The sequence below is a fragment of the Streptomyces sp. NPDC002580 genome, from assembly GCF_042889485.1.
In the GTDB taxonomy this organism is placed as follows: domain Bacteria; phylum Actinomycetota; class Actinomycetes; order Streptomycetales; family Streptomycetaceae; genus Streptomyces.
Window position 1 is genome coordinate 723,389 of record NZ_JBIAQZ010000001.1, and the last position, 25,452, is coordinate 748,840.

Here is a 25,452-nt window from a genome sequence, read left to right on the forward strand (position 1 = left end):
ATGAAATATTCAGGCGCATGGTTGTTTCAGGTAGTGAAGTACTTGCTTCCGATGCTCAACACCAGAGCCGCTCGCCCGTCACCGTGAAAGGCGCACCCTCATGTCCGAGACCCCCCAGCTCCCCGCCGTCAACCGCGCATGGCACCTGGCCGCCCGTCCGGTCGGCTGGCCGAAGGCCGAGGACTTCGCCCTCGTGGAGGAGGAGATCCGGCAGCCGGGGCCGGGCGAGGTCCTGGTGCGGAACGCGTACGTGTCCGTCGACCCGTACATGCGCGGCCGCATGAGCGCCGCCAAGTCGTACGTCGCGCCCTTCGAGCTGGGCAAGACCATGCAGGGCGGCGCGGTCGGCGAGGTCGTCGCCTCGAACGCCGAGGGCATCGCCGTCGGCGACCACGTCCTGCACTTCCTCGGCTGGCGCGAGTACGCCGTCGTGGACGCCAAGCAGGCCGTCAAGGTGGACCCGCAGGCCGCCCCGCTGTCGACGTACCTCGGCGTCCTCGGGATGACCGGCCTCACCGCCTACGCCGGGCTCCTGCGCACCGCCTCCTTCAAGGAGGGCGACTCCGTCTTCGTCTCCGGCGCCGCGGGTGCCGTCGGCAGCCAGGTGGGCCAGATCGCCAAGCTCAAGGGCGCCTCGCGGGTGATCGGCTCCGCCGGGTCCGACGAGAAGGTGAAGCTGCTGGTCGAGGAGTACGGCTTCGACGCGGCCTTCAACTACAAGAACGGCCCGGTGAGCCAGCAGCTCCGTGAGGCCGCGCCGGACGGTATCGACGTCTACTTCGACAACGTGGGCGGTGACCACCTGGAGGCGGCCATCGGCTCGCTGAACCGGGACGGCCGCATCGCCGTCTGCGGCATGATCTCCGTCTACAACAGCACCGAGCCCGTTGCCGGCCCCAGGAACCTGGCCCGGCTGATCCAGACCCGCGGCCGCATCCAGGGCTTCCTGGTCGGCGACCAGTACGACCTCCAGCCGGAGTTCGTCCAGGAGGTCGGCGCCTGGGTCCGCTCCGGTGAGCTGAAGTACGCCGAGACGGTCGTCGAGGGCATCGAGAACAACGTGGAGGCGTTCTTCGGCGTCCTGCGCGGCGACAACATCGGAAAGATGATCGTCAAGCTCTGACGCCCGGTCGATCTCCGGCCTCGTGGGGCCGCCCGCCGCGTCCGGGCGGACGGTCCCACGAGGCCGGGTCGCGGGCCGGTTCCCACCGGGCCGCCACCGCCACGCCCTCCGGTGCCACGGCCCCCGGTGTCACCGCCCCCGGTGTCACCGCCCCCTCACCCTGACCCTCCTCGCCACCGTCTCCGCCCCCCCCGTACGTCACCGCCGACGTCCGGTCCGATGCGGACCGCCGCGGGGCCCCGATATGGTTCCCCCATGCGCGATCTTGGGGTGGGTTTCGGCTACTTGTTGCGGGGCCAGCGATGGGTGGCCCGGCACGGGAAGAGCTACGGGTTCGGTTTGCTGCCCGGGCTCATCACGCTCGTGCTCTACGCGGCGGCCCTGGTCGCCCTCGGCGTGTACGGGGAGGGCTTCGTCACCTGGGCGACGCCCTTCGCGGACGACTGGTCCCGTCCCTGGTCCGGCCTCTTCCGCGGCTTCCTCACCGCCGTGCTCTTCGCGCTCGCCCTTCTCCTGGCCGTCCTCACCTTCACGGCCGTCACCCTGCTCATAGGCCAGCCCTTCTACGAGAGCCTCTCCGAACGGGTCGACCGCGACGTCTCCCCGGACGGCACGGCCCCCGAGTCGGGACTGCCGCTCTGGCGCGAGCTGTGGATCTCCGGGCGGGACAGCCTCCGGATCCTCGCGCGGGCCCTCGTGTGGGGAATCCTCCTCTTCGCGCTCGGCTTCGTCCCGCTCGTCGGCCAGACCGTCGTCCCGGTGCTCGGCTTCTTCGTCACCGGCTTCTTCCTCACCGAGGAACTCGTCGCCGTCGCCCTCCAGCGCCGCCGTGTCGACCTCCGGGAGCGCCTCGCCCTGCTCCGCTCCCGCAAGACGCTGGTGTGGGGCTTCGGCACCCCGCTGGGCCTCGCCTTCCTCGTCCCGTTCGTCGCGGTCTTCCTGATGCCGGGAGCCGTCGCGGGCGCCACGCTGATGGCCCGCGACCTGCTCGGCGAGGAGATCGGCGAGGGCGGCGACGCCGAGGACCCCGGAACGACCTCCGGCGTGGACCTCGGAACGGATCCCGAGCCGGTCGCCGGTGAGCGCCGGCGGGCCACCTCCTGACCGAGGCCCGACCGTTGCTGCCGCTGCCGCTGCCGCTGCCGTCACGCTCCCGGCCGTCCCGCACGGACGATCGCGCGGCGGGAAGGCTCCGAACGGGGTGATCGGCCCCTCCCCGCGGGGCCCGGCGTCACCCTCGCGTCGGCCCCGTCCCTCCGCCGGCCGGGGAGGCCGTGTCCGCCGCCACGATCAGGATCTCCCGTACCTGGGCGATGATGTCGAGACGGTTGCGCACGAACTCGGAGTCCGTCACCGTCCCGGTGGCCGGGTCCGTGTTGCCCGGACCGAACTGCAGTACCGGTGTGTGGACATGGCCGCCGGGCAGGCCGACACCCAGGCCGAGACGGTCGCGCAGCAGCGTCGCCCGGTAGGCGATCTCGTTCGACAGGTAGTCCCCGCCACCGCCCGCCCGGGCCCGCGAACCCGGGGTCGGTCCGTCGGGACGTACGACGGGATCGGCCGAGCCCGCCGGGATCTCGGTCACCGAGGTGTGGTCGTAGACCGGGAAACGGCCCGTCCGCGCGGCGGCGATCTCCGCGTACGGCAGGGTCGTCGACGTCCACTGGGGCTGCGAGGCCGGGTCGCTGACCGGGACGGTCCCGGTCACGGAGACGTTCTCGTTGTCCGGGAAGCCGCCCCGCCAGGCCCCGTTGGTCCGCTCCACGTCGAACCGGCCCACGCGCCCCTGGCTGACCGTCGCGAACAGGTCCACCCGCGGGAGGAGGGGCCGCAGGGTCCGTTCCACCGTGCCCTCCCCGGTGCCGGACGTCCCGGCGGCGCCACCGGTGAAGTCCCGCCAGCGGACCGGGAAGACGACGGTCTCCACGCGGGCCGGACCGTCCGCCGTCCGGATCGTGGTGCCGTCGAGGGCGAGCGCGGTCGCCCCGGACGGGTTGGAGGTCCGGATGTCGCGGTCGAGCGTGAACGGGTCGAACCCGGTGACCAGAACGCGCCGCATCGCCTCGCGCGGCGGAAAGCGCACGGAGGTCTGGCCGCGCGAGTTCCGCTCCAAGTCGTCGATCAGGCGGGCGCGTCCGGCCGCGGTCAGCCCGAACCCGGGTTCCCACAGGCGTACTTCGCGGGTCATGCCGAGCCGTGCCCAGTACAGCGGCCGGTCGTCGTCCCGGCTCAGATCCCCGCCCGCCGGGCCCCGGCCCTGCGCCCGGTCGACCGCCCGCCGCCAGAGCCGCGCGCCCTGCCGTGTCACGATCCGCTCGGCCTGCGCGTACGACCGGGCCCTGTCCAGCGCGCGCAGGAACTCCGGTGCGACCGCGTCGAATCCGGAGCGCCGCAGGATCTCCCGGGGCGCCGCCCCGTCCAGCCGCCGCTCCTCGACCGTGGGCGTCTCGGCGACGGTCGCCGCCTGGGCCGGTGTCGCGGAGAGCCCCGCCAGCAGGGCGAGTCCGAGAACGCAGATCCGAACGGGTAACCAAGTCAAGGGAGTTCGGGCCTTCCGTCGAGTGAGGGCTGCCGGGCCGCGGCAGTATCCCGTGACGAAGGGGGCCCACGCCACGGCGCGTGACGGAAGTGGCCGAAGGACGACGGCTGTTGGACGGGCCGGGGACGCCACCCGTCGCCTCCCGGCACCTGCCGGTCCCGGCCTCCGGCGCCGGCCGGTCCCGGCCTCCGGCGCCCGCCCAGACGGCCGGGAACGACCGTCGCCCGCCGCGCGGTTCCCCGCGCCCGGCTCACGGCGCCGACCGTTCGGGGGGCAACCGATGCAGGATGGAGGGGCGCAGCCCGACGGCTTTCTACGAGGAGGTGCCGGTATGGCGGACACAGCGAGCGGCCGGAAGAACGCGGCGGCCCGGGCCGAGGCCGAGACGGCCCGTGAGGCGGTCGTCGAGGCGGCCCTCGCCGCGCTCGACCTGGACGCGAAGGCCCGGCTGCTGTCCGGCCAGGACATGTGGACCCTGCCCGCGCTCCCCGAGATCGGGCTGGAGTCCCTGGTCATGTCCGACGGCCCGATCGGCGTCCGGGGCGTCCGCTGGACCTCCGACGACCCCTCCGTCGCGCTCCCCTCGCCCACCGCGCTCGCCGCCACCTGGGACCCGGACCTGGCACGCCGCGCCGGGGTCCTGCTCGCCCAGGAGGCCCGCCGCAAGGGCGTCCACGTCCTGCTGGCCCCCACCGTCAACCTGCACCGCTCACCGCTCGGCGGCCGTCACTTCGAGGCCTACAGCGAGGACCCGCTCCTCACCGGCGCGATCGGCGGCGGCTACGTCCGGGGCGTGCAGTCCGGCGGAGTCGGCACCACCGTCAAGCACTTCGTGGCGAACGACGCCGAGACCGACCGCTTCACCGCGAACAACCTCGTCTCCGAACGGGCCCTGCGCGAGCTGTACTTGGCCCCCTTCGAGGCCATCGTCGAGAACGCCCGTCCCTGGGGTGTCATGACCGCCTACAACTCGGTCAACGGCACGACCATGACCGAGCACCACCACCTGGTGAACGAGGTCCTGCGCGGCGCGTGGGGGTTCGACGGCTTCAACGTCTCCGACTGGTCGGCCGCCCGCTCCACCCGCGCCGCGATCGAGGGCGGACTCGACGTCGCCATGCCCGGCCCCCGGACCGTCTACGGCGCACCGCTCGCCGCCGCCGTACGGGCCGGCGAGGTGGCGGAGGCCGCGGTCGACGCGGCCGTGCGCAACGTGCTCCGCCTCGCCGCCCGCGTCGGCGTCCTGGCGGGCGCCGAGCCGGTCGTGACCGAGCCGCCCAGGACCGTGGACGGCCGGGCGCTGGCCCGCGAGATCGCCCGCCGCTCCTTCGTGCTCGTCCGCAACGAGGGCGCCCTGCCGCTCGCCGCCGGCCACCGGGTGGCCCTCGTCGGAGCCGCCGCCCGTGACGCCCGCGTCCAGGGGGGCGGCTCCGCCACCGTCTTCCCCGCCCGGATCGTCTCGCCCCTCGACGGTCTCGCCGCGGCCCTGCCGGAGGGCTCCCTCACGTACGCCGTCGGCGCAGACCCGGACGTGGAACTCCCCGTAGCCGACAAGGGGTTCGTCCTGCGCGCGGTCTGCCGCGACGCGGCCGGCGAGATCATCGGCAGCGGCTCGGCCCCGAACGGCACCATCAAATGGATGGGCGACGACCTGCCCGAGGGCGTCACCCCCGACATCCTCCACACCGTCGAACTCACCGGCACCTTCACCCCGCGTGACAGCGGCCGGCACACCTTCGGCATCAAGGGCCTCGGCGCGTTCACCCTCACCGTCGACGGCACGACGTACTTCGACGACGTCCAGAGCGCCGACCGGGACGACCCCTTCGTGACCTTCTTCGGCGCCCCGGTGCCCCGCGGCGAGGCCGAACTCACCGCGGGCGAACCGGTCGAGGTCTCCCTCACCCACGCCGTCGTGTTCCCCGAGGGCGCCGCGACGACGGTCGTCGGTTTCTCGCTCGCCCACCGGGAGCCCGTGCGTGACCCGGACGAGCTGATCGCCGAGGCCGTCGAGGCGGCCCGCGCCGCCGACACCGTCGTCGTCGTGGTCGCCACCACCGACCGCGTCGAGTCGGAGGGCTTCGACCGGGCGGACCTGAGGCTCCCGGGCCGGCAGGACGCGCTGGTGCACGCCGTCGCCGCCGCCAACCCGAACACCGTCGTGGTCGTCAACTCCGGCTCACCGGTGGAACTCCCGTGGCGCGACGAGGTCGCGGCGGTGCTCCTCGGCTGGTTCCCGGGCCAGGAGGGCGGCGCGGCCCTCGCCGACGTCCTCACGGGTGTCCACGAGCCGGGCGGCCGCCTCCCCACCACCTGGGGCCCCCTCGCCGACGCCCCGGTCACCCGGGTCCGTCCGGCCGACGGCGAACTCCCTTACGCCGAGGACGTCTTCATCGGCTACCGCGCCTGGGACAGGGCGGGCAGGACCCCCTCGTACCCCTTCGGGCACGGTCTCGGCTACACCGACTGGACGTACGAGTCGATCGAGGTCGAGGGCGAGGACGGCACCACCAACGACACCGTCCGTGTCCGTGTCCGCGTCCGCAACCGCGGTGAGCGCGCCGGGCGCGAGGTCGTCCAGGTCTACCTCGCGCCGGTGGGACCCGACGCCGAGCGGCCCGTCCGGGCACTCGCCGGATTCGCGGGGGTGGAGGCCGGGCCCGGGGAGAGCGCCGAGGCCGTCGTGGAACTTCCGCGCCGCGCGTTCGAGGTCTGGGACACCGCGGCGGACATGTGGGCGTTTGTGAAGGGTTCGTACGAGATCCGGGCAGGCCGTAGCCTTTTGGACTACCGTCTGAGCACGATCGTGGAGGCGTGAGCGACGCCCCCTCGACCAGCTCCGGTCCGGTACCTGACACCCGGACCGGAGCTTGCCGTTCCCTCGTTGCGGGCGGGCGGCACCAGGACCCCGCAGCGAACGGCCGGACAGCCCTCAGTCGCGCACGGAGAACCCGTACACCGTCTCCGAGGTGAACACCTCACCCGGCCGCAGCACGGTGCTCGGGAAGTCCGGCCGGTTCGGGGAGTCGGGGAAGTGCTGCGTCTCCAGCGCGATGCCGTCGCCCGGGGTGAAGGGGGCGTCCAGGTGGTCGGCGGTGTAGAGCTGGAGGCCGGGTTCGGTGGTCGCCACGGTCAGCACCCGCCCGGACGCCGGGTCGTACAGCTCGGCGACCTCCACGGGCGTGCTCGTGAGCCCCTTGTCGAGCACGTAGTTGTGGTCGTACCCCGAGCCGGTCTTGCGGGGCTCCCGGAAGTCGAAGCGGGTGCCCTCGACGGGGTCGAGCTCCCCGGTCGGGATGAGGTCCCCGTCCACCCGCGTCAACCGCGAGGCGTCGAGCCGCAGTTCGTGCCCGTGCGCGCTGCCCGAGCCGCCCAGGTTCCAGTACGTGTGGTTCGTCAGGTTCACCACGGTCGGCGCGTCCGTGACCGCCTCGTAGGCGATCCGCAGCGCGCCCCGCTCGTCGAGGGTGTACGTCGCCGAGACCTCCAGGCGGCCCGGGAAGCGCTCCTCGCCGTCCGGGCTGACCCGGGAGAGCCGGAGCCCGTGTTCGAGCGGCTCCGCGTCCCACACGCGCTTGTCGAAGCCGCCGTCGCCGCCGTGCAGCGAGTTGGGCCCGTTGTTCGGGCCGAGGCGGTGGGTCACGCCGTCCAGGGTGAAGCGGGCGCCTCCGATCCGGTTCGCGTACCGCCCCACCAGCGCCCCCAGGTACGGGCCTGGATTCGCCGTGTACCCCGCGAGGTCGGGGAAGCCCAGCGTCACGCCCCCGGCCCGCCCGTCGCGGTCCGGCACCTCGGCCGACTGCACGATCCCGCCGTACGTGAGCACGCGCACTCTGACCCCGGACCGCTCCAGAGTCCAGCGATGAACCGGGGTGCCGTCGGAAAGTGTGCCGAAAAGTTCACTCATGAGGGAAACCCTAGGTCACCGGTTCGCGCGCGGTGACGGTCCGGTAGGCGATCTCCGCGAGTCGCGCCTGTCCGTCGACGCTCGGGTGGAACCAGTCCCAGTGGCTCAACTGGTCCGTGCCGAAGCGGTAGTCGAACACCGCGCCCCCGTCGAAGCGGCAGCGCCGGTCCTTGGCGCACACCTCCCGGAGCACCTCGTTGTACGCCTCCACCCGGCCCTGCACCTTCCCGCGCCGCAGGGTCGCCGCCGTGTCCAGCGCGTCCGCGTCACCGAGCATCGACGGGCAGATCCCCAGCTTCCAGACCTGCTTGCCCAGCGGATTGCCACGCCCCTCGGACCACAGCCGCTTCAGATCCGGCACGCTCGACACGTACACCTGGGCCTTGGGCAGCGAGCGGCGCAGCGTGCGCAGCGCGTCCTGGAACCCGGTGCGGAAGTCGGCGACCGAGGTCATCGCCGAGGTGGACGAGCGGCACGCGTCGTTGGCCCCGGCCATCACCGTGACCAGTTCCGGCTTCCGGGTCACCGCCCGCGCCATCTGCCCGGGCAGATCGGCCATCCGCGCCCCGGTCACCGCGTAGTTCCAGCTGCGCTCGGCCGCCCCGGCCGTGCCGAGCAGACGTACGGCGAGGCTGTTCACCCCCGGGTCGCTGCCGGTCGCCCACGACACCTCGGGACAGTCGGACAGCACACTGCACGCGTCGAACCCGCGGGTGATGGAGTCGCCGACCGCCGCCATGGACCTCGGGCTGCGGTCCCAGACCGGTGTCGGCTTCGGGGACGGCCGCGCCGCCGCGGTCCCTCTCGACGTGGCGGAATCACCACCGGCGGCGTCGCAGGCGGCGACGCCGAGGAGGGCCGCCGCCGCGAAGGCGAGGACGGCCCTAGAACGGTGGCTGCGATTCCGCATCCCCTGGTCTCCTCGTTCGTTGTACAGGGTTGGTCGGCACCCGCTCCGCGCGGTCGGTCGCACCACGTAGTGAACGGCCGGTCGCACCGCGTTTCCCTGGGTGGCCGCCGTTGCCCGGGGGGCGACCCCGGACCCCCGGCAGGCGGGTCCGGACGCGTCCCGCCGGGTGAAACCTCGGAGGTTCCGGGCGCTTGGACCGACGGTACGTCACACTCCTTGCGCCGCCGCACGGTAGCCTCGCCCCGTGGCCGCCCTGCCACTGCCGTTCCGCTAAGTTACAAGATGTCTCGCTCTGTCCGGAGGCCCCAGTGACGACACGTGGAGTTCTCTACGTGCACTCCGCGCCCCGCGCGTTGTGTCCGCATGTCGAGTGGGCGGTCGCGGGGGTGCTCGGCACGCGCGTCAACCTCGACTGGATCCGGCAGCCCGCCGCGCCGGGCACCTGGAGATCCGAGTTCTCCTTCAAGGGCGAGGTCGGCACCGCCTCCAAGCTGGCCTCCGCGCTGCGCGGCTGGCACCTGCTGCGCTTCGAGGTCACCGCCGAGCCCTGCCCCACCGCCGAGGGCGAGCGCTACAGCTGCACCCCCGAGCTCGGCATCTTCCACGCGGTCACCGGGATCCACGGCGACATCCTCATCCCCGAGGACCGGCTGCGCGCGGCCCTCCTGCGCTCCCAGCACGGCGAGAGCGACCTGGAGGCCGACCTCGCCAAACTCCTCGGCAAGCCCTGGGACGACGAGCTGGAGCCCTTCCGCTACGCCGGCGAGGGCGCCCCGGTCCGCTGGCTGCACCAAGTGGTCTGACCCGCCCGCGCAGGGCGCCCGACCGACGACGAACGGCGTGTGGCCCGTACCCCCTTTGCCAGGGGTACGGGCCACACGCCGTTCAGAGCGGAGCAGGCGGCGTCAGACGGTACGGAACGCCAGCACCACGTTGTGTCCGCCGAAGCCGAACGAGTCGTTCAGCGCGGCGATCCGGCCCTCGGCGCGCAGCTTGCGCGGCTCACCGCGGACGATGTCGGCGGCGGCCTCGGCCTCGGGGTCGAGGTTCTCCACGTTGATGGTCGGCGGAGCGAGCCGGTGGTACAGCGCGAGGACGGCCGCGACCGACTCGACGCCACCGGCGCCACCGAGGAGGTGACCGGTCATCGACTTGGTCGCCGAGACCGCGAAGTGGTCGGCCTCGTCGCCGAACACCTTGCGCAGCGCCTTCAGCTCGGCGACGTCACCGGCCGGCGTCGAGGTGGCGTGCGCGTTCACGTGCACGATCTCCGCGGGGTCCAGGTCGGTGCTGTCGAGCAGGTTCTGCAGGGCGTGCGAGATGCCGCGGCCCTCGGGCTCCGGCTGCACGATGTCGTGCGCGTCGGCGGAGATGCCCTGGCCGACCGCCTCGGCGTACACCCGGGCACCGCGCTGGGCGGCGTGCTCGGCGGACTCCAGGACGATGACACCGGCGCCCTCGCCGAGGACGAAGCCGTCACGGGCGACGTCGTAGGGACGCGAGGCGCCCTCGGGGTCGTCGTTGTTCTTGGACATCGCCATCATGTTGCCGAACGCGGCGATGGGAAGCGGGTGGATGGCCGCCTCGGTGCCACCGGCGACGACGACGTCGGCGCGGCCCGTGCGGATCATCTCGATGGCGTAGCCGATGGCCTCGGCGCCGGACGCGCAGGCGGAGACCGGGGTGTGCACACCGGCACGGGCGCCCACGGTGAGTCCCACGTTGGCGGACGGGCCGTTCGGCATCAGCATCGGAACGGTGTGCGGGGAGACGCGGCGTACGCCCTTCTCCTTCAGCACGTCGTACTGGTCGAGCAGGGTCGTCACGCCGCCGATGCCGGAGGCGATGACAGCGCCGAGCCGGTCGGGGTCGACGTTCTTGTCCTCGCCCGCCCTGTCGGTGAAACCGGCGTCCGCCCAGGCCTCCTTGGCCGCGATCAGCGCGAACTGCGCCGAGCGGTCCAGGCGGCGGGCCTGCGGGCGGGGAATGACCTCGCTCGGCTCCACGGCGATCTGTGCCGCGATACGGACCGCCTGGTCGGCGGCCCATTCCTGCTCCAGGGGGCGTACGCCGGAACGTCCGGCGATCAGGCCCTCCCAGGTAGAGGCTGCGTCGCCACCCAGCGGTGTGGTTGCGCCGATACCGGTGACGACCACGGTGCGATTGGTCGGGCTCACGGGAATTCTTTCTCCAACGGATACGAGGATTCAGCGGCGCCACCGCCGGGTGGCGGGGCATCAGCCAGGGCGAACCAGGGCGCGCGGCCCCGGTGAACCCGGACGGTAGGCCCAGGTGCTCTGAGGATCAGGCCTGGTGCTTGAGGATGTAGGACGTCGCGTCGCCGACCGTCTTGAGGTTCTTGACGTCGTCGTCCGGGATCTTGACGTCGAAGCGCTCTTCGGCGGCGACGACGACCTCGACCATGGACAGCGAGTCGACGTCCAGGTCGTCGGTGAAGGACTTGTCCAGCTGGACGTCCTCGGTGGGGATCCCGGCGATCTCGTTGACGATCTCGGCGAGACCTTCGACGATCTCTTCCTGAGTGGCGGCCATGTCAGGCGCTCCTTCGGTGTGTTTCCAGAGGGGTGGCGGATTCCGTACGGACCGGATGATCCGGTACGGAGTGCCTAGGGGAGGGTAACGACCGTCGCGGCGTACACGAGACCCGCCCCGAAGCCGATGACGAGCGCGGTGTCGCCGCTCTTCGCCGCACCGGTCGCCAGGAGCCGCTCCATCGCGAGCGGGATCGAGGCGGCCGAGGTGTTGCCGGTGGTGCGCACGTCACGCGCGACCGTGACGTGTGCCGGCAGTTTCAGCGTCTTCACCATCGAGTCGATGATCCGCTCGTTGGCCTGGTGGGGAATGAAGACATCCAGGTCGTCCGGCGAGAGCCCGGCGGCTTCCAGGGCCTCCGTGGCGACCTTCGCCATCTCGAACACGGCCCAGCGGAAAACCGCCTGGCCCTCCTGCGTGATGGCAGGGAACTTGACATCGCCCTTGGAGTCGAGCGGGAGCTGCGAGACGTCGCCGGTCCGGAACTGGTCCCAGGGGACGGTCTGCTTGATCGTGCCGGCCTTGTCGCCCTCGCTGCCCCAGACGGTGGGGCCGATGTGCGGCTCGTCCGAGGGGCCCACGACGACCGCGCCCGCGCCGTCGCCGAACAGGAAGGCCGTCGCGCGGTCCTCCAGGTCGGTGAGGTCGGACAGCCGCTCCACGCCGATGACGAGGACGTACTCGGCCGAACCCTCGACGATCATGCCCTTGGCCAGCGTCAGGCCGTAGCCGAAGCCCGCGCAGCCGGCCGAGATGTCGAAGGCCGCGGCCTTGTTCGTGCCGAGCTTGTCGGCGATCTCGGTGGCGATGGCCGGGGTCTGGCTGAAGTGCGACACGGTGGAGACCACCACGGCGCCGATCTGCTCGGCCCTGATCCCGGCGTCGGCGATGGCCTTGCCGGACGCCTCGATCGACATCGCGGCGACGGTCTCCTCGTCGGAGGCCCAGTGCCGGGTCTCGATGCCGGAGCGCGAGCGGATCCACTCGTCGGACGAGTCGATCGTCTCCAGGATCACCTCGTTGGGCACCACCCGGACGGGACGGTAGCCGCCCACGCCCAGGATGCGCGCGAACGGGGCGCCCTTGGGTGCCTTGATCTTCGACATGCTCTCGGGCTCCTTACGCTGCGCTGTGCTCGGCGATGAGCGCGCGAGCGGCGTCGAGGTCGTCGGGTGTCTTCAGGGCCAGCGTCGCGACGCCGGGCAGCGCGCGCTTGGCGAGACCGGTCAGCGTGCCGCCGGGGCACACCTCGACCAGCGCGGTCGCGCCGAGCTCCTTGAACGTCTCCATGCACAGGTCCCAGCGGACCGGGTTGGCGACCTGGCCGACCAGGCGCGAGACGACCTCGGCACCGGAGGCGACGGCCTGTCCGTCCCGGTTCGAGACGTACGTGATCCGCGGGTCCGCCGGAGTCAGGTCCGCGGCGGCCTTCTCCAGCGACTCGACCGCGGGGGCCATGTGCGCGGTGTGGAACGCGCCCGCCACCTTCAGGGCCACGACACGCCGGACGCCCTCGGGCTTGTCCGCCTCCAGGGCGGCCAACTGCTCCAGGGTGCCGGCGGCCACGATCTGGCCCGCGCCGTTCACGTTCGCCGGGGTCAGCCCGAGCTTCTCCAGGTGCGCGACCGTCGTGTCGGGGTCTCCGCCGAGCAGTGCCGACATGCCGGTCCGCGTGATCGCGGCGGCGTCGGCCATCGCGAGGCCCCGCTTGCGCACGAGGGTCAGCGCGGCGGTGTCGCCGAGCACTCCGGCGAACGCGGCGGCCGTGATCTCGCCGACGCTGTGACCGGCGACCGCGCCGGGGTTCACGTCACCGAGTGCCGCGGCGGACAGGAGACCGGCGGCGACCAGGAGCGGCTGGGCGACAGCCGTGTCCCGGATCGCGTCCGCGTCGGCCTGGGTGCCGTAGTGGGCAAGGTCGAGCCCGATGGCGTCCGACCACGCGGCGAGGCGTTCGGCGGCGCCGGGGAGGTCGAGCCAAGGAGTCAGGAAGCCGGGCGTCTGAGCGCCCTGGCCGGGAGCGACGAGTACGAGCACTCTCACACTCTCTCTTGTGGACGGCCACGACCGCCCGTGGGGACAGGGACGAAGAACACGAGGGGGAATTGTAGGCCCCCGACAAAAGGCTAGGTCTGGGGATCTCCATCGGCGAGACGCCCCAGGATCAGCGCGATCCGCAGCGTGAACGCGGAGCGTACATCCGACGGCGACCAGCCGGTGACGTCAGTCACACGTCGGAGCCGGTAGCGCACGGTGTTGGGATGGACGAAGAGCATCCGGGCGGCGCCTTCGAGGCTGCTCGCCTGTTCCAGATAGACGCTGAGCGTCTCCAGAAGCGCGGAGCCCGCCTCCTCCAGCGGTCTGTAGATCTCCTCCACCAACTGTTCGCGGGCGGCAGGGTCCGAGGCGATCGCGCGCTCCGGCAGCAGGTCGTCGGCCAGGACCGGGCGCGGGGCGTCCTGCCAGGCGAAACACGCCTTCAGTCCGGCCGCCGCGGCCTGCGCGGACCGGGTCGCGGCGAGCAGATCGGGCACGATCGGACCGGCGACGACGGATCCGGCGGCGTACGGGCCGATCAGCGACTTCGCCACGGCGAGCGGGTTGTCGCTGCCGCCCGCGATGACGACCAGCCGGTCCCCGAGCACCCCGGTCAGCACCTGCAGCTTGGCGTGCCGCGCGGCCCGCCGGATCGCCTCGACCGTCAGCTCGCTGTCACCGTCGGGTGCCGTGCCCAGCACCACACAGACATGGTCGGGGGAGTTCCAGCCGAGCGCGGCGGCCCGGGAGACGGCGCCCTCGTCCGCCTCGCCGGAGAGCACCGCGTTCACGACGAGCGATTCGAGCCGGGCGTCCCAGGCGCCGCGTGCCTCCGCCGCCTGCGCGTACACCTGGGCGGTGGCGAAGGCGATCTCACGGGCGTAGACCAGCAGCGCCTCGCGCAGCACGGACTCGTCGCCGGGAGCCGCCACCTCGTCGATGGCCGATTCCATGACCTCGATTGTGGTCCGCACCATCTCCACCGTCTGGCGCAGCGTGATCGCCCTGGTCAGCTCGCGTGGCGCGGTCCCGAAGACATCGGTGGAGATGGCCTGCGGCGCGTCCGGGTGCCGGAACCACTCGGTGAAGGCGGCGATACCGGCCTGGGCGACAAGACCGATCCACGACCGGTTCTCCGGGGGCATGGCCCGGTACCACGGCAGCGTCTCGTCCATCCGCGTGATGGCCTGGGCGGCGAGACTGCCGGCCGATTTCTCCAGCCGCCTCAGGGTCGCGGTGTGCGAGTCGACGTCGTGCGCTGGGCGCTCGGTCTTGCGGGCTTCGGGTTCGGGCACGGGACAAGACTGCCTTATCAGGACGGAGCCGTGCGGCGGCGGGTCGCAAGTAAGGACGGAGCGGTCGCCGCGCCCCGGCTACCGTGGTGGATGTGATGGACGTCCGCCGCGCCGACGAGCGCTACAGCGGAGGGGATCCGGCGGCCGGGATCTCCTCGTTCCACGCCTTCTCCTTCGGCCCGCACTACGACCCCGACAACCTCCGCTTCGGCGCGGTCATCGCCTGCAACGAGGAGCGGCTCGTTCCCGGAGCGGGTTTCGACGAGCACCCGCACAGCCACACCGAGATCGTCACCTGGGTGGTCGAAGGGGAGCTGACCCATCGCGACGCGAACGGCCACGAGTCGGTGCTGCGGCACGGAGACGTCCAGCGGCTGAGTTCCGCGGGCGGCGTCCGCCACGTGGAGCGCAACGACGGCGAGCTGCCGCTGGCCTTCGTCCAGATGTGGCTGGCCCCGCTGGAACCGGGCGGCGACCCCGCGTACGAGGTCGTCCACGGCATCGCCGACTCCACCCCGTACGCGGTCCCGGAGGCGGGCGCCATGCTCCATGTGCGCCGGCTGACGGCGGGCGAGCGCACGGCGGTCCCCGACGCGCCCTTCGTCTACGTCCACGTCGTGCGCGGCGAGATCCGGCTGGACGGCGAGGAGCTGGGGGAGGGCGACGCGGTCCGCATCACGGACGCCAAGGACCTGGAGGCCGTCGCGGGCGCCCCCGCCGAGCTGCTGGTGTGGGAGATGGCGGTCGGCTGACGGGTGCCGGTGCCGCCGTCCGGACTTCCCGGTCCGCCACGGAGCCCGGACTTCCCGGTCCGCCACGGAGCCCGGGGTCCCGAGCCGCCATGGAGCCGGAGTGCCGGGCTGTCCGGGTGCCGCCCGGTTCGTCCCCCGCGCGGCCCGCCCGTGCCGGGGCCTACTCCGGCGCGTCCAGCTCGCGGATCAGCCGGTCTCCCTCGCGGGTCATGATCTCCGGGTCGCGCAGGGCGTGCGAGAGCAGGGACATGCCCTGGTAGGCGCCGACGAGCGCGAGCGCCCGGTCCTCGGGGCCGGTGACACCGATCTCCCGGTACTGCTGTTCGACCCAGCCCAGCAGCTGCCGGACGACCCGGCCGATGGTGAGGTCGAGGCCGCCCTCCTCCCGCTTGCCGAGCTCCGCGGCGAGCGTGCCGGTGGGGCAGCCGTAGCGCGCCGCGGTGTCCCGCCCGGAGACCCACCCCGTGACGAGCGCCTTGAGTCGGGCCCGCGGGTCGGGGAGCCGGTCGAGTTCGTCGGTGAGTTCCCGGAGCCGGTCGGCGTGCTCGGTGAGGGCCGCCTCGACCAGTTCGTCCTTGGTCTTGAAGTAGTAGTACACGTTGCCCGCCGGGACCTCGGCGGCCCGGGCGATGTCCGCGATCGTCGTGCGTTCCACGCCCTGCTCGTGCAGCACCCGGGCCGCGGCCGCCGTCAGCCGGCGCCGCTTGCCGGACGCTCCGGCCCGAGGCCCCGGGGACTTCTTTGAGTCAGTCACCCGACTGACTATAGACAGCCCGCCGCCCGCCTTGCTAGCGTCCCGCCCATCGAGTCAGTCAGTCGACTAACTAACTTCTGGGCCGAGGAGATCGACATGTACGTGGTGACGGGTGCGACCGGGAACGTCGGACGCGTGCTGGTGCGGATGCTCGCGGGAGCCGGGCTGCCGGTCACGGCGGTGGCCCGCCGGATCACCGGTTCCGACGTCCCCGGGGGAGTCCGGGCGGTCGCCGCCGACCTGGCCGACCCGGCCGGTCTGGGGCCCGCGTTCGAGGGCGCGGAGGCGCTGTTCCTGCTGGTCGCGGGGGAGGATCCGCGGGGAGTCCTGGACGCGGCGAAGACCGCCGGGATCCGCCGGGTGGTGCTGCTGTCCTCGCAGGGCGTGGCGACGCGCCCGGAGGCCTACGGGCACCCGGCCCGCTTCGAGGAGGCTGTCCGGGAGTCCGGCCTCGACTGGACGGTCCTGCGGTCGGGCGGGCTGGACTCCAACGCCTTCGCCTGGGCCGACGCGATCCGCGCCCGGCGGGAGGCCGCCGCGCCCTTCGGCGACGTCGGCCTTCCCTGTGTCGACCCCGACGACGTCGCGGCCGTCGCGGCGGCGGTCCTGCGGGAGGGCGCGCACGCCGGGGCCACCTACACCCTGACCGGCCCCGCGCCGACCACTCCGCGCGAACGGGTCGCCGCGATCGGAGCGGCCCTGGGCGAGCCGGTGCGCTTCACCGAGCAGACCCGCGAGGAGGCGCACGCCCGGATGGCGGCCTTCATGCCGCTGCCCGTGGTCGAGGGCACCCTCGCCATCCTGGGCGATCCGACCGACGAGGAACGCCGGGCCACCTCCGACGTGGAACGCGTCCTCGGCCGCGCGCCGGCCGGCTTCGCGGCCTGGGCCCGGCGCAACGCGGCGGCCTTCCGCTGACCGGGCCGGGAGCGCCGTCGGCCCGCGGGACGTCCCTCAGCCCCGCAGCTCCGCCAGCACCGCGTCGGTGAACGGGGTCCACGCCTCGATCGCCCAGGGGCCGAAGGGCCGGTCGGTCAGCGCGACGCAGGCGGCGCCCAGGACCGGGTCGACCCACAGGAACGTACCTGCCTGCCCGAAGTGGCCGAAGGTCCGTGGCGAGGACGAAGTCCCCGTCCAGTGAGGTGACTTGGAGTCGCGGATCTCGAAGCCGAGCCCCCAGTCGTTGGGGTTCTGGTGGCCGTACCCGGGCAGGACGCCCTTGGTCCCCGGGTACTGGACGGTCATCGCCTCCGCGACGGTGCGCGGGTCCAGCAGTCGCGGGGCCTGGAGCTCGGCGGCGAACCGGACGAGGTCGTCCACCGTCGAGACGCCGTCCTTCGCGGGCGAACCGTCCAGCGTCGTCGAGGTCATGCCGAGCGGTTCGAGCACCGCCTGGCGCAGATACTCGGCGAAGGGCATGTCCGCCGCCTTGGCGATGTGGTCCCCGAGGACCTCGAACCCGGCGTTGGAGTACAGCCGGCGCTCCCCGGGCGTGAACGTCGCCCGGTGCTCGTCGAAGGCCAGGCCGGAGGTGTGCGCGAGCAGGTGCCGGACCGTCGAACCGGTGGGCCCGGCCGGCTCGTCGAACTCGATCGCCCCCTCCTCGTACGCGACGAGCGCGGCGTACGCGGTGAGCGGCTTGGTGACGGAGGCGAGCGCGAAGCGGTGTCCGCCGGGCCCGTACGAGCCGGTCACCGAGCCGTCCGCGCGGACGACCGCGGCGGCGGCGGTGGGAACGGGCCAGTTCGAGATCAGCGCCAGGCTCTGCAAAGACATGCTCACGACCCTAAGCCCGCTCACAGGGTCAGCCGCATCGAGGGGTCCGGCTTGCGGACGAAGCCGAGGGACGCGTACAGCGGCTCGGCCTCGGCGGACGCGTTGAGGTCGATGTGCGCGACACCCCGCTCGCGGAACCAGCCGAGGAGCGACTCCATGCACGCGCGGGCGTAACCGCGCCGCCGGGTGTCCGGGTTGGTGGCCACGCTGAACACGCACCCGACCGCGCCGTGCGGATTGTCGGCCCGCCCGATCCGGTAGTCGATCGTCCCGGCGACGAGGGCCGCGAGAGCCCCCGGGCGGTCCGGGTGGTCCACCACGAAGGCGGCGAAGGGCCCTTCGGGATCGGCCAGTTTCCCCCGTACGGTGGGCAGCGAGGCGGCGTGCCACCCGGTGGAGCCGTCCACGGCGAAGACCGAGTCGATCATCACCTGGCGCAGGCGCAGTACTTCCCGGGCGTCCTCGGGCGTGGCGCGGCGTACGAGACCCATGACCGGCACGGTAGCCACCGCCCTCTGCCGTGTCCTCGCATTTTCGACGGGTCCGGCTTGCTTCGAGTGCACTCCAACGTTTTAGCGTGGGAGCCATGACGGTGATGGAGACCACAGCCGAGGCCACCGCGACCGACGCCTGCGCGGGCCCTCCCGAAGGGGTCCGGCGTCCGGACGGCCGGGACAACTACACGATCAGCGAGGTCGTCGCCTTCACCGGCCTCAGCGCGCACACCCTGCGCTGGTACGAGCGCATCGGGCTGATGCCGCACATCGACCGCTCGCACACCGGCCAGCGCCGCTACAACAACCGTGACCTGGACTGGCTGGGGCTCGTCGGCAAGCTCCGGCTCACCGGGATGCCGGTCGCCGACATGGTCCGCTACGCGGAGATGGTGCGCGCCGGCGACCACACGTACATGGACCGCTACGAACTCCTGGAGGCGACCCGCCGGGACGTCAAGGCCCGGATCGCGGAACTCCAGGACACCCTCGCCGTGCTCGACCGGAAGATCGGCTTCTACGGGGACGCGGGGCGCGCCCTGGCGTCGGAGAGGTCCTGACCCGGGGCGGATCCGATGACGCGCCCCGGAATCACAGCTGGGAGAGCAGTTCCGCCTTCTTGACGGAGAACTCCTCGTCGGTGACGAGCCCCGCCTCGTGCAGCTCCCCGAGATGCCGGATCCGGTCGGCGATGTCGGCCGGATCCCGGCGCGGTGCCGGGGGCACGGCCGACGGCGACGGACTCGCGGAGCGCGCGGCGGCGAGCACGGCCGCCGCGAACGGCAGCGACTCGTGGACGGGCCCGTACCCGAGCCCGAAGACGACCGCCGCCGGATCCTGATCGGCCTGGGTGGGCTGGACCGGCGTGGGCTCCCGCCGCAGCAGTCGCAGATGCCCCTCGAACAGTTCCGGGGAACGCCACTCGACCCCGCTCAGCGCGGAGACCGGGAAGGTCTGGTCGCCGGCCTTCCACTTCGCCGAGGACGCGCCCGTCCAGAACCACCGGAAGGACACCGCCTTGCCGTCGAAGGAGGCCTTCCCGTCGTACGCCTTGAAGTGCAGAGGCCCCTCGGGCGGGCTCACGAGATAGCGCTCGGCGGGTTCCCCGTCCGCGGTGAGACGGGCGCGCAGCTCGTCCGCGTAGTACTCGGCGAGTGTCTCGCGCTCGGAGGGCAGCACCAGACGGTAGGGGTCGCACCCTTCCTTGAGCTGTCCCGCGGCCGCTTCCACGAGCGGATCGGCGCCGGGTCTCGGCACCGCGCGCAGAACGACCGTGCCTCGCTTCCCGGGCGTCAGCGTCACCGCCGCGATCGCCGCCAGGGGGATACGGCGTTCGCCGAGTGCCTGGAACAGCTTCGGCGTACGGATCCCCCGTTCGAAGCGGATGAGCACGGAGTCGGACTCGAACTCCCAGGCGGCATGAAATCCGGCCAGTACGTCACCCATGCGGGCCATCGTATGCGGCACGCGAGCCTCCGTCGCCTCTCCGGGCGGACCGCGGTTCTTCGTCCTCTACGCGCGTCAGACCGACGTGTCGGCGGACAAACCCGTCCGGCATGCGTCGTTGTCGTTCGCGCACTGGACCGCGCGGTACGCGCCAATGCCGATCTCCGCGAAGTTGCGGAGACTTTCCGTGCCCGGCTCGAAGTAGCCGGTGTGTCCCTTCGCCCCGTCGGCCGACAGGACGCGCGCCCCGAACCCCTTCGACACCGGGTCCGCCCCGTGGCCGAGGCCGCCGACCTCCAGATAGGGCACGTCCTGGATCCAGTCGTCCGCGTCGCGCATCGCCCAGACCCGGGCGGTGGTGCCCAGGTTCGCCGCCTTCGCCGTCCGCATGCCGGGGCTGCCGGCGACCGCTATGTCGGAGACCCGGGAGGGCAGCGAGTGGGCGGCCACCCCGCACAGGACCGAGCCGTAGCTGTGGCAGTACAGGGCGACCCGGGAGTCTCCCGGCAGCGCCCGCACCAGCGCGTTCAGCCGCACCCCGCCGTCCTCGGCGCGCATGGCGGTGGCCGCGTCGATGCCCAGCCCGCTGGGGGTGGTGTAGTCGGCCCACGCGATCACGGCGGTCCGCTTGCCCGGGTCCGCCGCGCGCTCCGCCCGGTACAGCGAAGTCGCCATGCCGACGGGCGCGGAGTACCGCTTGTAGGTGCGCTGGAAGGAGAGCAGGTCGGTGTCGACGCCGGGCACCACGACCGAGACGTGGTCGGCCCTGTCGAGGTCGCCGAAGACCTCGGCGACCCGCCCGGAGCCGTTGGGGTCGAAGGCGAGGATCTTGCGGTTCCCGTGCAGCAGCGCCTCGTAGCGGTGCATCCGGCGGTCCGCGTCGTGCCGGCCGAGCGTCGACAGCCCGCCGTCGCGCATGCGCTTGTGCTCGACCTTGCGCTCGTGCTCCAGCGCGAGACGGTTCGCCTCGTAGCGCAGCGTCACCGGCGCCCCGTTCATGTTGCCGACCGCGAGCGGGAAGCGATGGACGAGCCGGGAGCGCTGCGCGGCGTCGAGCGTGCCGAAGAACCTGGCCAGCCGGTCCGGGGCGGAGTCCGCGTCGGGAAGGCGCTGACCGGCGACGCTCGCGTGCTCCCACGCGGAGCGGGACGCCTGGAGAGGCGTGGCGGCCCGGTGGCCATGGAGCGCGGTCCAGCCACTGGTGGCCAGCATCACGAACACCACGGCCAGCGCGAGAGTCGCGCGCCAGACGCCGAGTTGGGGGGATGTGTCGAAGGAAGTCACTGAGAGGACACCCTAGGAGAAGTGAGGAGCCTCCCGTTAAACGAGTGACTGGGATCACGTTTCTCGTGGGGCGATTGGGGCAAACCGGGTTCAGTTTGAGATAAATACTGACGCTCTGTGCGCAGTTGTCTGCGACGCGTGTCCTATATGTGACGCTCCGCGTAGGGGTGTTGCGGGTCCCCGGGCAGGGCGCCGAGGTCTCGCGCGCAGCTCATCCGTACAACGTGCGGGGGTGCGCGCCGGGTTCCGGCCGCGGGTGTGACACGGCACGCGCGACGGGGCGTGCGCCGGAAGCGTCGAAGGGTGACGGTGACGATGTGTCATCGGGTCGTCACTCGGGGCCGGGTCCCCACTTCTGCGCCAACGCGGGCCCCACATGGTCGAGGTAGGCGGCGGTCAGCTCGCGGATCGCCGCCACGCTGGTGTCCTCGCCGGCGCCCCACAGGCGGCCCGTCACCCGCATCACCCCGCCGAACACGGCGACCGCGATGCGCGGGCGGGGGTCGGTGTCCATGTCCAGGCCCTCACGCTCGGCGATCAGCCGGGCGATCTCCTCCTCGACCTCCTCCGAGCGGCGCAGGTGGACGGCGAGCAGCGCGGGCGTCGACTCGATCAACCGGTAGGTGCGCATGTGCAGTTCGATCGGGACCACGGCCTCGATCGCCTCGCCGATGGTGTCCCAGCTCTCCAGGACCGCCCGTCGCAGCGCCTCCAACGGGGCCTCGTGGGAGGGGCGTTCACGCACCGCGGCGATGAAGTGCGACTCCGCGAGACGCTGCAGGAAGAGGGCGGCGTCCTCCTTGCCCGCGAAGTAGCGGAAGAAGGTGCGCTGGGAGACGTCGACGGCCTCGGTGATCTCGTCGACCGTGGTCCGCTCGTACCCCTGGGTGGTGAACAGTTCGAGGGCGGCCCGCAGCAGGGCGTCCCGGGTGCGCTGCTTCTTGCGCTCGCGCAGGCCGGGGCGTGGCGCCGCCGGCTCCGCGGTCCCGACGGTGTCCACCGTGCCGACCGTGTCCGTCATGGTGTCGCGATCTCTCCTCTCCGAACTGTTCACCCAGTTCAGCCTATCTGTGAGTAACGTGACAGTTACCGACTTGTGAATCAGTTTGTCAATTGTCAGCGGCTGTCACTAGCCTCGAAAAATGACTAGTCAGACCACCATCGACAAGACGGGCCCGGAGGACAAGACTCCGGTCTCCCCCTTGGACCAGGCCCCGCCCAAGGGCCTGCGTGGCCATCCGTGGTTCACCCTCATCACCGTGGCCGTCGGGGTCATGATGGTGGCCCTGGACGGCACCATCGTGGCCATCGCCAACCCCGCCATCCAGCAGGACCTCGGCGCCAGCTTCGCCGACGTCCAGTGGATCACCAACGGCTACTTCCTCGCCCTCGCGGTCACCCTGATCACCGCGGGCAAGCTCGGCGACCGGTTCGGCCACCGGCAGACCTTCCTCATCGGCGTCGTCGGCTTCGCCGCCGCCTCGGGCGCCATCGGGCTGTCCCACAGCATCGCCTTCGTGGTCACCTTCCGCGTCTTCCAGGGCCTCTTCGGAGCCCTGCTGATGCCGGCCGCGCTCGGCCTGCTCCGCGCCACCTTCCCGGCCGAGAAGCTGAACATGGCGATCGGCATCTGGGGCATGGTCATCGGCGCCTCCACCGCCGGCGGCCCGATCCTCGGCGGCCTGCTGGTCCAGCACGTCAGCTGGCAGTCGGTGTTCTTCATCAACGTGCCCGTCGGCGTCATCGCGCTGGTCCTCGGCGTGCTGATCCTCACCGACCACCGCGCCGCGAACGCCCCGCGCTCGTTCGACCTCCTCGGCATCGCGCTGCTCTCCGGCGCCATGTTCTGCCTGGTCTGGGCGCTCATCAAGGCTCCGGCCTGGGGCTGGGGCTCGCTCCAGACCTGGTCCTTCCTGGCCGCCTCGATCCTCGGCTTCGCGCTCTTCGCGCTCTGGGAGAAGCGCGTCAAGGAGCCGCTGATCCCGCTCGCGCTGTTCCGCTCGGTGCCGCTGTCGGCCGGTGTGGTCCTGATGGTCCTGATGGCCATCGCCTTCCTCGGCGGACTGTTCTTCGTCACCTTCTACCTGCAGACCGTGCACGGCATGAAGCCGGTCGAGGCCGGTCTGCACCTGCTGCCGCTGACCGGAATGATGATCGTGGGCTCGCCGCTGGCCGGCTTCCTGATCACGAAGACGGGCCCGCGCATCCCGCTCGCGGGCGGCATGGCGCTCACCGCGATCTCCATGTACGGCATGTCCACGCTGGCCACGGACACGAGCAGCCTGGTCATGTCGATCTGGTTCGCGGGCCTCGGCCTCGGCCTCGCGCCGGTCATGGTCGGCGCCACCGAGGTCATCGTCGGCAACGCCCCGATGGAGCTCTCCGGCGTCGCCGGCGGTCTCCAGCAGGCCGCCATGCAGATCGGCGGCAGCCTCGGCACCGCCGTCCTGGGCGCCGTCATGGCCTCCAAGGTCGACAACGACCTCCCGGGCAACTGGACGGACGCCGAGCTGCCGCCGCTCACCCCGGCCCAGCTGGACCAGGCGTCCGAGGCGGTCCGGGTCGGCATCGCGCCGGTCACCAAGGACACTCCGCCGGAGATCGCCGCGCGGATCACCGACGTCGCCCACAACACCTTCATCTCCGGCATGAGCCTCGCGTGCCTCGTGGCCGCGGGCGTGGCCGTCGTGGCCGTCCTCGTCGCGCTGCTCACCAAGCGGGGCGAGAACGCGGAGGCCGCGGGAGCGGGCGCCGGACACATCTGACGGGCCGGGCCGGCCGGTCCTCCCCGGGCGTTCTCCCGCCCGCCGGAGTGACCGGCCGGAGGCTCCCCGACCCGGGCGCGCCGCAGGTCACCGTCGGTCGAGCCCTCCCGCAGGGCGGGACGGCGACAGGATCCGCGGCGCGCCGCCGCGGGAGGCCGCGCATGTCCGGGTCTGCCGGCGCGGAACGGGGGTACCCGATTCATCGACCCGAACCGACCGATAGGTCACGGGAGTTGGGGAGTTGATGATGACGGGCTTCGGAAACGGTACGCGCAGGTACCCCCGGTCACGTGGCCGCACAGGCTCACGGACCGGGCCGGACAGCGCGACCCTGGGGATCGTCGGTGTCGTGTGCGCGGTGGCCGGCTTCTTCACGCTGGGGATCGTCCTCGGGCCTGCCGCGATGGTCTGCGGGTGGCTCGCGATGGGCCGCCGCTGGACCGGATCGGGGCCGGCACCGGCGCTCATAGCCCTGGTACTGGGAGCGATCGACACGCTCCTGGCGGTCATCTGGCTGGCCGGCGGCGCGGGCGGCGGCCTGCTCTGAGACGCACCGGCCGCCTCGTACCGCCGATGGGCCCGCGCACCGCCCCGAGCGGCGCGCGGGCCCATCGGCGTGCCGGGCCCGGGCGGCCAAGGTCCTGTCGTCACCTTCCCGCCCGCCCCGCGACGCCCTGCACGCTCCCCCGAGCTCTGCGGGCAGGGGGCACCCCCGCTCGCCGCACCGGGCGAAAGCCCGGGTACGTCCCGTACGGGGGACTCCGCCCGGCACACCGGGAGCACGCACCCGACGCCGCGGGGCAGCCCGCCGGGCGACGACGGGAAGGTGACGACAGGGCCTAGGCCGGGGAGTGTTCCTCCGCCCCCGCCCCGGCGCTCGCCCCCGCCTCCGAGCTCGCGCCGGTAACCGTGCCCGCCCCCGCCGAGAGCGGATGCGGCAGCGTTCCCGGGCCGCCCGTCAGAGCCGCGATCTCCGCCCGCAGCGCCCGCACCTCCTGCGCGAGCGCCTCGATGGCCGCCGTCTGACGCCGCTCCTCCACGTCGTCCTTCTCGAACCGGGAGATGAACCAGGCGGCGATGTTCGCGGTGACCACACCGAGGAGGGCGATCCCGGAGAGCATCAGGCCGACCGCGAGGACGCGCCCCATCCCCGTCGTCGGGGCGTGGTCGCCGTACCCCACGGTGGTCATCGTCGTGAACGACCACCACACCGCGTCACCCAGCGTCTTGATGTTCCCGTTCGGCGAGTCCCGCTCCACCGACAGCACGGCCAGCGAGCCGAACATCAGCAGCCCGACCACCGCGCCCCCGACGTACGTCGTCAGCCGGATCTGCGAGGCCATCCGCGCGCGCCGGCCCACCAGCAGCAGCGTGGAGACGAGCCGCAGCAGCCGCAGCGGCTGGAGGACCGGCAGGACGACGGCGCACAGGTCCAGCCAGTGGGTGCGGACGAAGTCCTTCCGCCGCCGGGCCAGCGCGAGCCGGACGAGGTAGTCGACGGCGAAGGCCCCCCACACCACCCACTCCACGGCCGTACAGGCGGTCGTCAGCGAACGGCCGGCGGTGCTGTCCACGATCGGCACGGCGTATGCGAGGGCGAACGCCACCGCGAGGACGAGCAGGGGCCGCTGGGTGCGCAGTTCCCAGCGGACCTGCGCCGATTCTTCCTTCATGCCCCGCATCGTAGGAGCGAACGGGGTGAGGGGCGGGGGGGGCCGGGGCCCCCCCCCCCCCCCCCCCCCCCCCCCGGGTGCGCCGCGGCCCCCCCCCCCCCCCCGGCGGGGGCCCGCCCCGCCCGCCCCCCCCAACCGGGGGGC

General features: G+C 72.5%; 24 protein-coding genes. 9 read left to right on the plus strand and 15 right to left on the minus strand.

The window, feature by feature from the left end; genetic code table 11:
- Positions 1 to 100 precede the first annotated feature (100 nt).
- Together ACFYW7_RS03035 and ACFYW7_RS03040 are read left to right on the plus strand one after the other, a co-directional pair.
- A complete protein-coding gene (locus ACFYW7_RS03035; RefSeq protein WP_389497236.1) occupies positions 101 to 1,123 on the plus strand; it encodes an NADP-dependent oxidoreductase in 1,023 nt (340 codons plus the stop codon).
- Positions 1,124 to 1,378: 255 nt separating this feature from the next.
- The gene (locus ACFYW7_RS03040) at positions 1,379 to 2,227 is read left to right on the plus strand and encodes an EI24 domain-containing protein (protein WP_389497237.1); all 849 of its coding nucleotides are present in this window, start codon (positions 1,379 to 1,381) and stop codon (positions 2,225 to 2,227) included.
- Between the two features lie 127 nt (positions 2,228 to 2,354).
- Here ACFYW7_RS03040 and ACFYW7_RS03045 read toward each other — a convergent pair whose 3' ends face one another.
- Complete coding sequence (locus tag ACFYW7_RS03045) at positions 2,355 to 3,662, minus strand: pyroglutamyl peptidase (RefSeq protein WP_389497238.1); 1,308 nt, start codon at positions 3,660 to 3,662, stop codon at positions 2,355 to 2,357.
- Positions 3,663 to 3,993: 331 nt separating this feature from the next.
- On the opposite strand from ACFYW7_RS03045, the gene ACFYW7_RS03050 reads away from it, so the two are divergent.
- A complete protein-coding gene (locus ACFYW7_RS03050; protein ID WP_389497239.1) occupies positions 3,994 to 6,480 on the plus strand; it encodes a glycoside hydrolase family 3 protein in 2,487 nt (828 codons plus the stop codon).
- A gap of 114 nt (positions 6,481 to 6,594) precedes the next feature.
- Here ACFYW7_RS03050 and ACFYW7_RS03055 read toward each other — a convergent pair whose 3' ends face one another.
- Together ACFYW7_RS03055 and ACFYW7_RS03060 are read right to left on the minus strand one after the other, a co-directional pair.
- Positions 6,595 to 7,569 (minus strand): aldose epimerase family protein, encoded by a 975-nt coding sequence (locus ACFYW7_RS03055; RefSeq protein WP_389497240.1) that lies wholly within the window; start codon positions 7,567 to 7,569, stop codon positions 6,595 to 6,597.
- A 10-nt stretch (positions 7,570 to 7,579) separates the two neighbouring features.
- Positions 7,580 to 8,479, minus strand: a complete 900-nt coding sequence (locus ACFYW7_RS03060; RefSeq protein ID WP_389497241.1) for an SGNH/GDSL hydrolase family protein — start codon at positions 8,477 to 8,479, stop codon at positions 7,580 to 7,582.
- A gap of 308 nt (positions 8,480 to 8,787) precedes the next feature.
- Between ACFYW7_RS03060 and ACFYW7_RS03065 the strand changes: the two genes are divergently transcribed.
- On the plus strand, positions 8,788 to 9,282 hold the full coding sequence (locus tag ACFYW7_RS03065; RefSeq protein ID WP_389497242.1) for a DUF3145 domain-containing protein: 495 nt from the start codon (positions 8,788 to 8,790) through the stop codon (positions 9,280 to 9,282).
- 102 nt (positions 9,283 to 9,384) lie between these two features.
- On the opposite strand, the gene fabF is transcribed toward ACFYW7_RS03065, so the two are convergent.
- The 5 genes from fabF to ACFYW7_RS03090 form a co-directional block, all read right to left on the minus strand.
- Entirely contained in the window at positions 9,385 to 10,656 is a 1,272-nt protein-coding gene (gene fabF, locus ACFYW7_RS03070; protein WP_389497243.1) for a beta-ketoacyl-ACP synthase II, read from the minus strand.
- A 127-nt stretch (positions 10,657 to 10,783) separates the two neighbouring features.
- Complete coding sequence (locus tag ACFYW7_RS03075) at positions 10,784 to 11,032, minus strand: acyl carrier protein (RefSeq protein WP_355788632.1); 249 nt, start codon at positions 11,030 to 11,032, stop codon at positions 10,784 to 10,786.
- Between the two features lie 74 nt (positions 11,033 to 11,106).
- Positions 11,107 to 12,138 carry a ketoacyl-ACP synthase III gene (locus tag ACFYW7_RS03080; protein WP_389497244.1) on the minus strand — a complete coding sequence of 344 codons (1,032 nt, stop codon included), beginning with the start codon at positions 12,136 to 12,138 and terminating at the stop codon, positions 11,107 to 11,109.
- Between the two features lie 13 nt (positions 12,139 to 12,151).
- Positions 12,152 to 13,069: an ACP S-malonyltransferase gene (locus tag ACFYW7_RS03085; protein WP_389497245.1), complete on the minus strand. Its 918-nt coding sequence runs from the start codon at positions 13,067 to 13,069 to the stop codon at positions 12,152 to 12,154.
- Positions 13,070 to 13,158: 89 nt separating this feature from the next.
- Entirely contained in the window at positions 13,159 to 14,364 is a 1,206-nt protein-coding gene (locus ACFYW7_RS03090) for a PucR family transcriptional regulator (protein WP_389497246.1), read from the minus strand.
- 92 nt (positions 14,365 to 14,456) lie between these two features.
- On the opposite strand from ACFYW7_RS03090, the gene ACFYW7_RS03095 reads away from it, so the two are divergent.
- On the plus strand, positions 14,457 to 15,116 hold the full coding sequence (locus ACFYW7_RS03095; protein WP_389497247.1) for a pirin family protein: 660 nt from the start codon (positions 14,457 to 14,459) through the stop codon (positions 15,114 to 15,116).
- Between the two features lie 160 nt (positions 15,117 to 15,276).
- On the opposite strand, the gene ACFYW7_RS03100 is transcribed toward ACFYW7_RS03095, so the two are convergent.
- A complete protein-coding gene (locus ACFYW7_RS03100; protein ID WP_389497248.1) occupies positions 15,277 to 15,870 on the minus strand; it encodes a TetR/AcrR family transcriptional regulator in 594 nt (197 codons plus the stop codon).
- A 96-nt stretch (positions 15,871 to 15,966) separates the two neighbouring features.
- On the opposite strand from ACFYW7_RS03100, the gene ACFYW7_RS03105 reads away from it, so the two are divergent.
- On the plus strand, positions 15,967 to 16,788 hold the full coding sequence (locus ACFYW7_RS03105) for an NAD(P)H-binding protein (RefSeq protein WP_389497249.1): 822 nt from the start codon (positions 15,967 to 15,969) through the stop codon (positions 16,786 to 16,788).
- Between the two features lie 36 nt (positions 16,789 to 16,824).
- On the opposite strand, the gene ACFYW7_RS03110 is transcribed toward ACFYW7_RS03105, so the two are convergent.
- Both ACFYW7_RS03110 and ACFYW7_RS03115 read right to left on the minus strand, forming a co-directional pair.
- Positions 16,825 to 17,646, minus strand: coding sequence for a serine hydrolase domain-containing protein (locus tag ACFYW7_RS03110; protein ID WP_389497250.1), 822 nt, complete (start codon positions 17,644 to 17,646; stop codon positions 16,825 to 16,827).
- Positions 17,647 to 17,666: 20 nt separating this feature from the next.
- Entirely contained in the window at positions 17,667 to 18,137 is a 471-nt protein-coding gene (locus ACFYW7_RS03115) for a GNAT family N-acetyltransferase (protein ID WP_389497251.1), read from the minus strand.
- A 95-nt stretch (positions 18,138 to 18,232) separates the two neighbouring features.
- Here ACFYW7_RS03115 and ACFYW7_RS03120 point away from each other — a divergent pair, with 95 nt between their 5' ends.
- Entirely contained in the window at positions 18,233 to 18,700 is a 468-nt protein-coding gene (locus ACFYW7_RS03120) for a MerR family transcriptional regulator (RefSeq protein WP_389497252.1), read from the plus strand.
- 31 nt (positions 18,701 to 18,731) lie between these two features.
- Here ACFYW7_RS03120 and ACFYW7_RS03125 read toward each other — a convergent pair whose 3' ends face one another.
- The 3 genes from ACFYW7_RS03125 to ACFYW7_RS03135 all read right to left on the minus strand — a co-directional run bounded on the left by ACFYW7_RS03125 (position 18,732) and on the right by ACFYW7_RS03135 (position 21,891).
- Positions 18,732 to 19,586, minus strand: a complete 855-nt coding sequence (locus ACFYW7_RS03125; protein WP_389497253.1) for a DUF4429 domain-containing protein — start codon at positions 19,584 to 19,586, stop codon at positions 18,732 to 18,734.
- A gap of 75 nt (positions 19,587 to 19,661) precedes the next feature.
- Complete coding sequence (locus ACFYW7_RS03130) at positions 19,662 to 20,870, minus strand: alpha/beta hydrolase (RefSeq protein WP_389497254.1); 1,209 nt, start codon at positions 20,868 to 20,870, stop codon at positions 19,662 to 19,664.
- Positions 20,871 to 21,201: 331 nt separating this feature from the next.
- Positions 21,202 to 21,891: a TetR family transcriptional regulator gene (locus ACFYW7_RS03135; RefSeq protein ID WP_389497255.1), complete on the minus strand. Its 690-nt coding sequence runs from the start codon at positions 21,889 to 21,891 to the stop codon at positions 21,202 to 21,204.
- A gap of 121 nt (positions 21,892 to 22,012) precedes the next feature.
- On the opposite strand from ACFYW7_RS03135, the gene ACFYW7_RS03140 reads away from it, so the two are divergent.
- On the plus strand, positions 22,013 to 23,635 hold the full coding sequence (locus tag ACFYW7_RS03140) for an MFS transporter (RefSeq protein WP_389497256.1): 1,623 nt from the start codon (positions 22,013 to 22,015) through the stop codon (positions 23,633 to 23,635).
- A gap of 244 nt (positions 23,636 to 23,879) precedes the next feature.
- Positions 23,880 to 24,182 (plus strand): small hydrophobic protein, encoded by a 303-nt coding sequence (locus ACFYW7_RS03145; RefSeq protein ID WP_389497257.1) that lies wholly within the window; start codon positions 23,880 to 23,882, stop codon positions 24,180 to 24,182.
- A 292-nt stretch (positions 24,183 to 24,474) separates the two neighbouring features.
- Here ACFYW7_RS03145 and ACFYW7_RS03150 read toward each other — a convergent pair whose 3' ends face one another.
- On the minus strand, positions 24,475 to 25,308 hold the full coding sequence (locus ACFYW7_RS03150) for a potassium channel family protein (RefSeq protein WP_389497258.1): 834 nt from the start codon (positions 25,306 to 25,308) through the stop codon (positions 24,475 to 24,477).
- Positions 25,309 to 25,452 lie beyond the last annotated feature (144 nt).

What these genes read in the sequence shown, in the direction of transcription:
- ACFYW7_RS03150 (WP_389497258.1), bottom strand. Translation starts at nt 25,308, where the DNA reads ATGAAGGAAGAATCGGCGCAGGTCCGCTGGGAACTGCGCACCCAGCGG.
- ACFYW7_RS03060 (WP_389497241.1), bottom strand. Translation starts at nt 8,479, where the DNA reads ATGCGGAATCGCAGCCACCGTTCTAGGGCCGTCCTCGCCTTCGCGGCG.
- ACFYW7_RS03055 (WP_389497240.1), bottom strand. Translation starts at nt 7,569, where the DNA reads ATGAGTGAACTTTTCGGCACACTTTCCGACGGCACCCCGGTTCATCGC.
- ACFYW7_RS03115 (WP_389497251.1), bottom strand. Translation starts at nt 18,137, where the DNA reads ATGGGTCTCGTACGCCGCGCCACGCCCGAGGACGCCCGGGAAGTACTG.
- ACFYW7_RS03145 (WP_389497257.1), top strand. Translation starts at nt 23,880, where the DNA reads ATGATGACGGGCTTCGGAAACGGTACGCGCAGGTACCCCCGGTCACGT.
- ACFYW7_RS03105 (WP_389497249.1), top strand. Translation starts at nt 15,967, where the DNA reads ATGTACGTGGTGACGGGTGCGACCGGGAACGTCGGACGCGTGCTGGTG.
- ACFYW7_RS03035 (WP_389497236.1), top strand. Translation starts at nt 101, where the DNA reads ATGTCCGAGACCCCCCAGCTCCCCGCCGTCAACCGCGCATGGCACCTG.
- ACFYW7_RS03075 (WP_355788632.1), bottom strand. Translation starts at nt 11,032, where the DNA reads ATGGCCGCCACTCAGGAAGAGATCGTCGAAGGTCTCGCCGAGATCGTC.
- ACFYW7_RS03050 (WP_389497239.1), top strand. Translation starts at nt 3,994, where the DNA reads ATGGCGGACACAGCGAGCGGCCGGAAGAACGCGGCGGCCCGGGCCGAG.
- ACFYW7_RS03040 (WP_389497237.1), top strand. Translation starts at nt 1,379, where the DNA reads ATGCGCGATCTTGGGGTGGGTTTCGGCTACTTGTTGCGGGGCCAGCGA.
- ACFYW7_RS03135 (WP_389497255.1), bottom strand. Translation starts at nt 21,891, where the DNA reads ATGACGGACACGGTCGGCACGGTGGACACCGTCGGGACCGCGGAGCCG.
- ACFYW7_RS03140 (WP_389497256.1), top strand. Translation starts at nt 22,013, where the DNA reads ATGACTAGTCAGACCACCATCGACAAGACGGGCCCGGAGGACAAGACT.
- ACFYW7_RS03120 (WP_389497252.1), top strand. Translation starts at nt 18,233, where the DNA reads ATGACGGTGATGGAGACCACAGCCGAGGCCACCGCGACCGACGCCTGC.
- ACFYW7_RS03080 (WP_389497244.1), bottom strand. Translation starts at nt 12,138, where the DNA reads ATGTCGAAGATCAAGGCACCCAAGGGCGCCCCGTTCGCGCGCATCCTG.
- ACFYW7_RS03110 (WP_389497250.1), bottom strand. Translation starts at nt 17,646, where the DNA reads ATGTCTTTGCAGAGCCTGGCGCTGATCTCGAACTGGCCCGTTCCCACC.
- ACFYW7_RS03125 (WP_389497253.1), bottom strand. Translation starts at nt 19,586, where the DNA reads ATGGGTGACGTACTGGCCGGATTTCATGCCGCCTGGGAGTTCGAGTCC.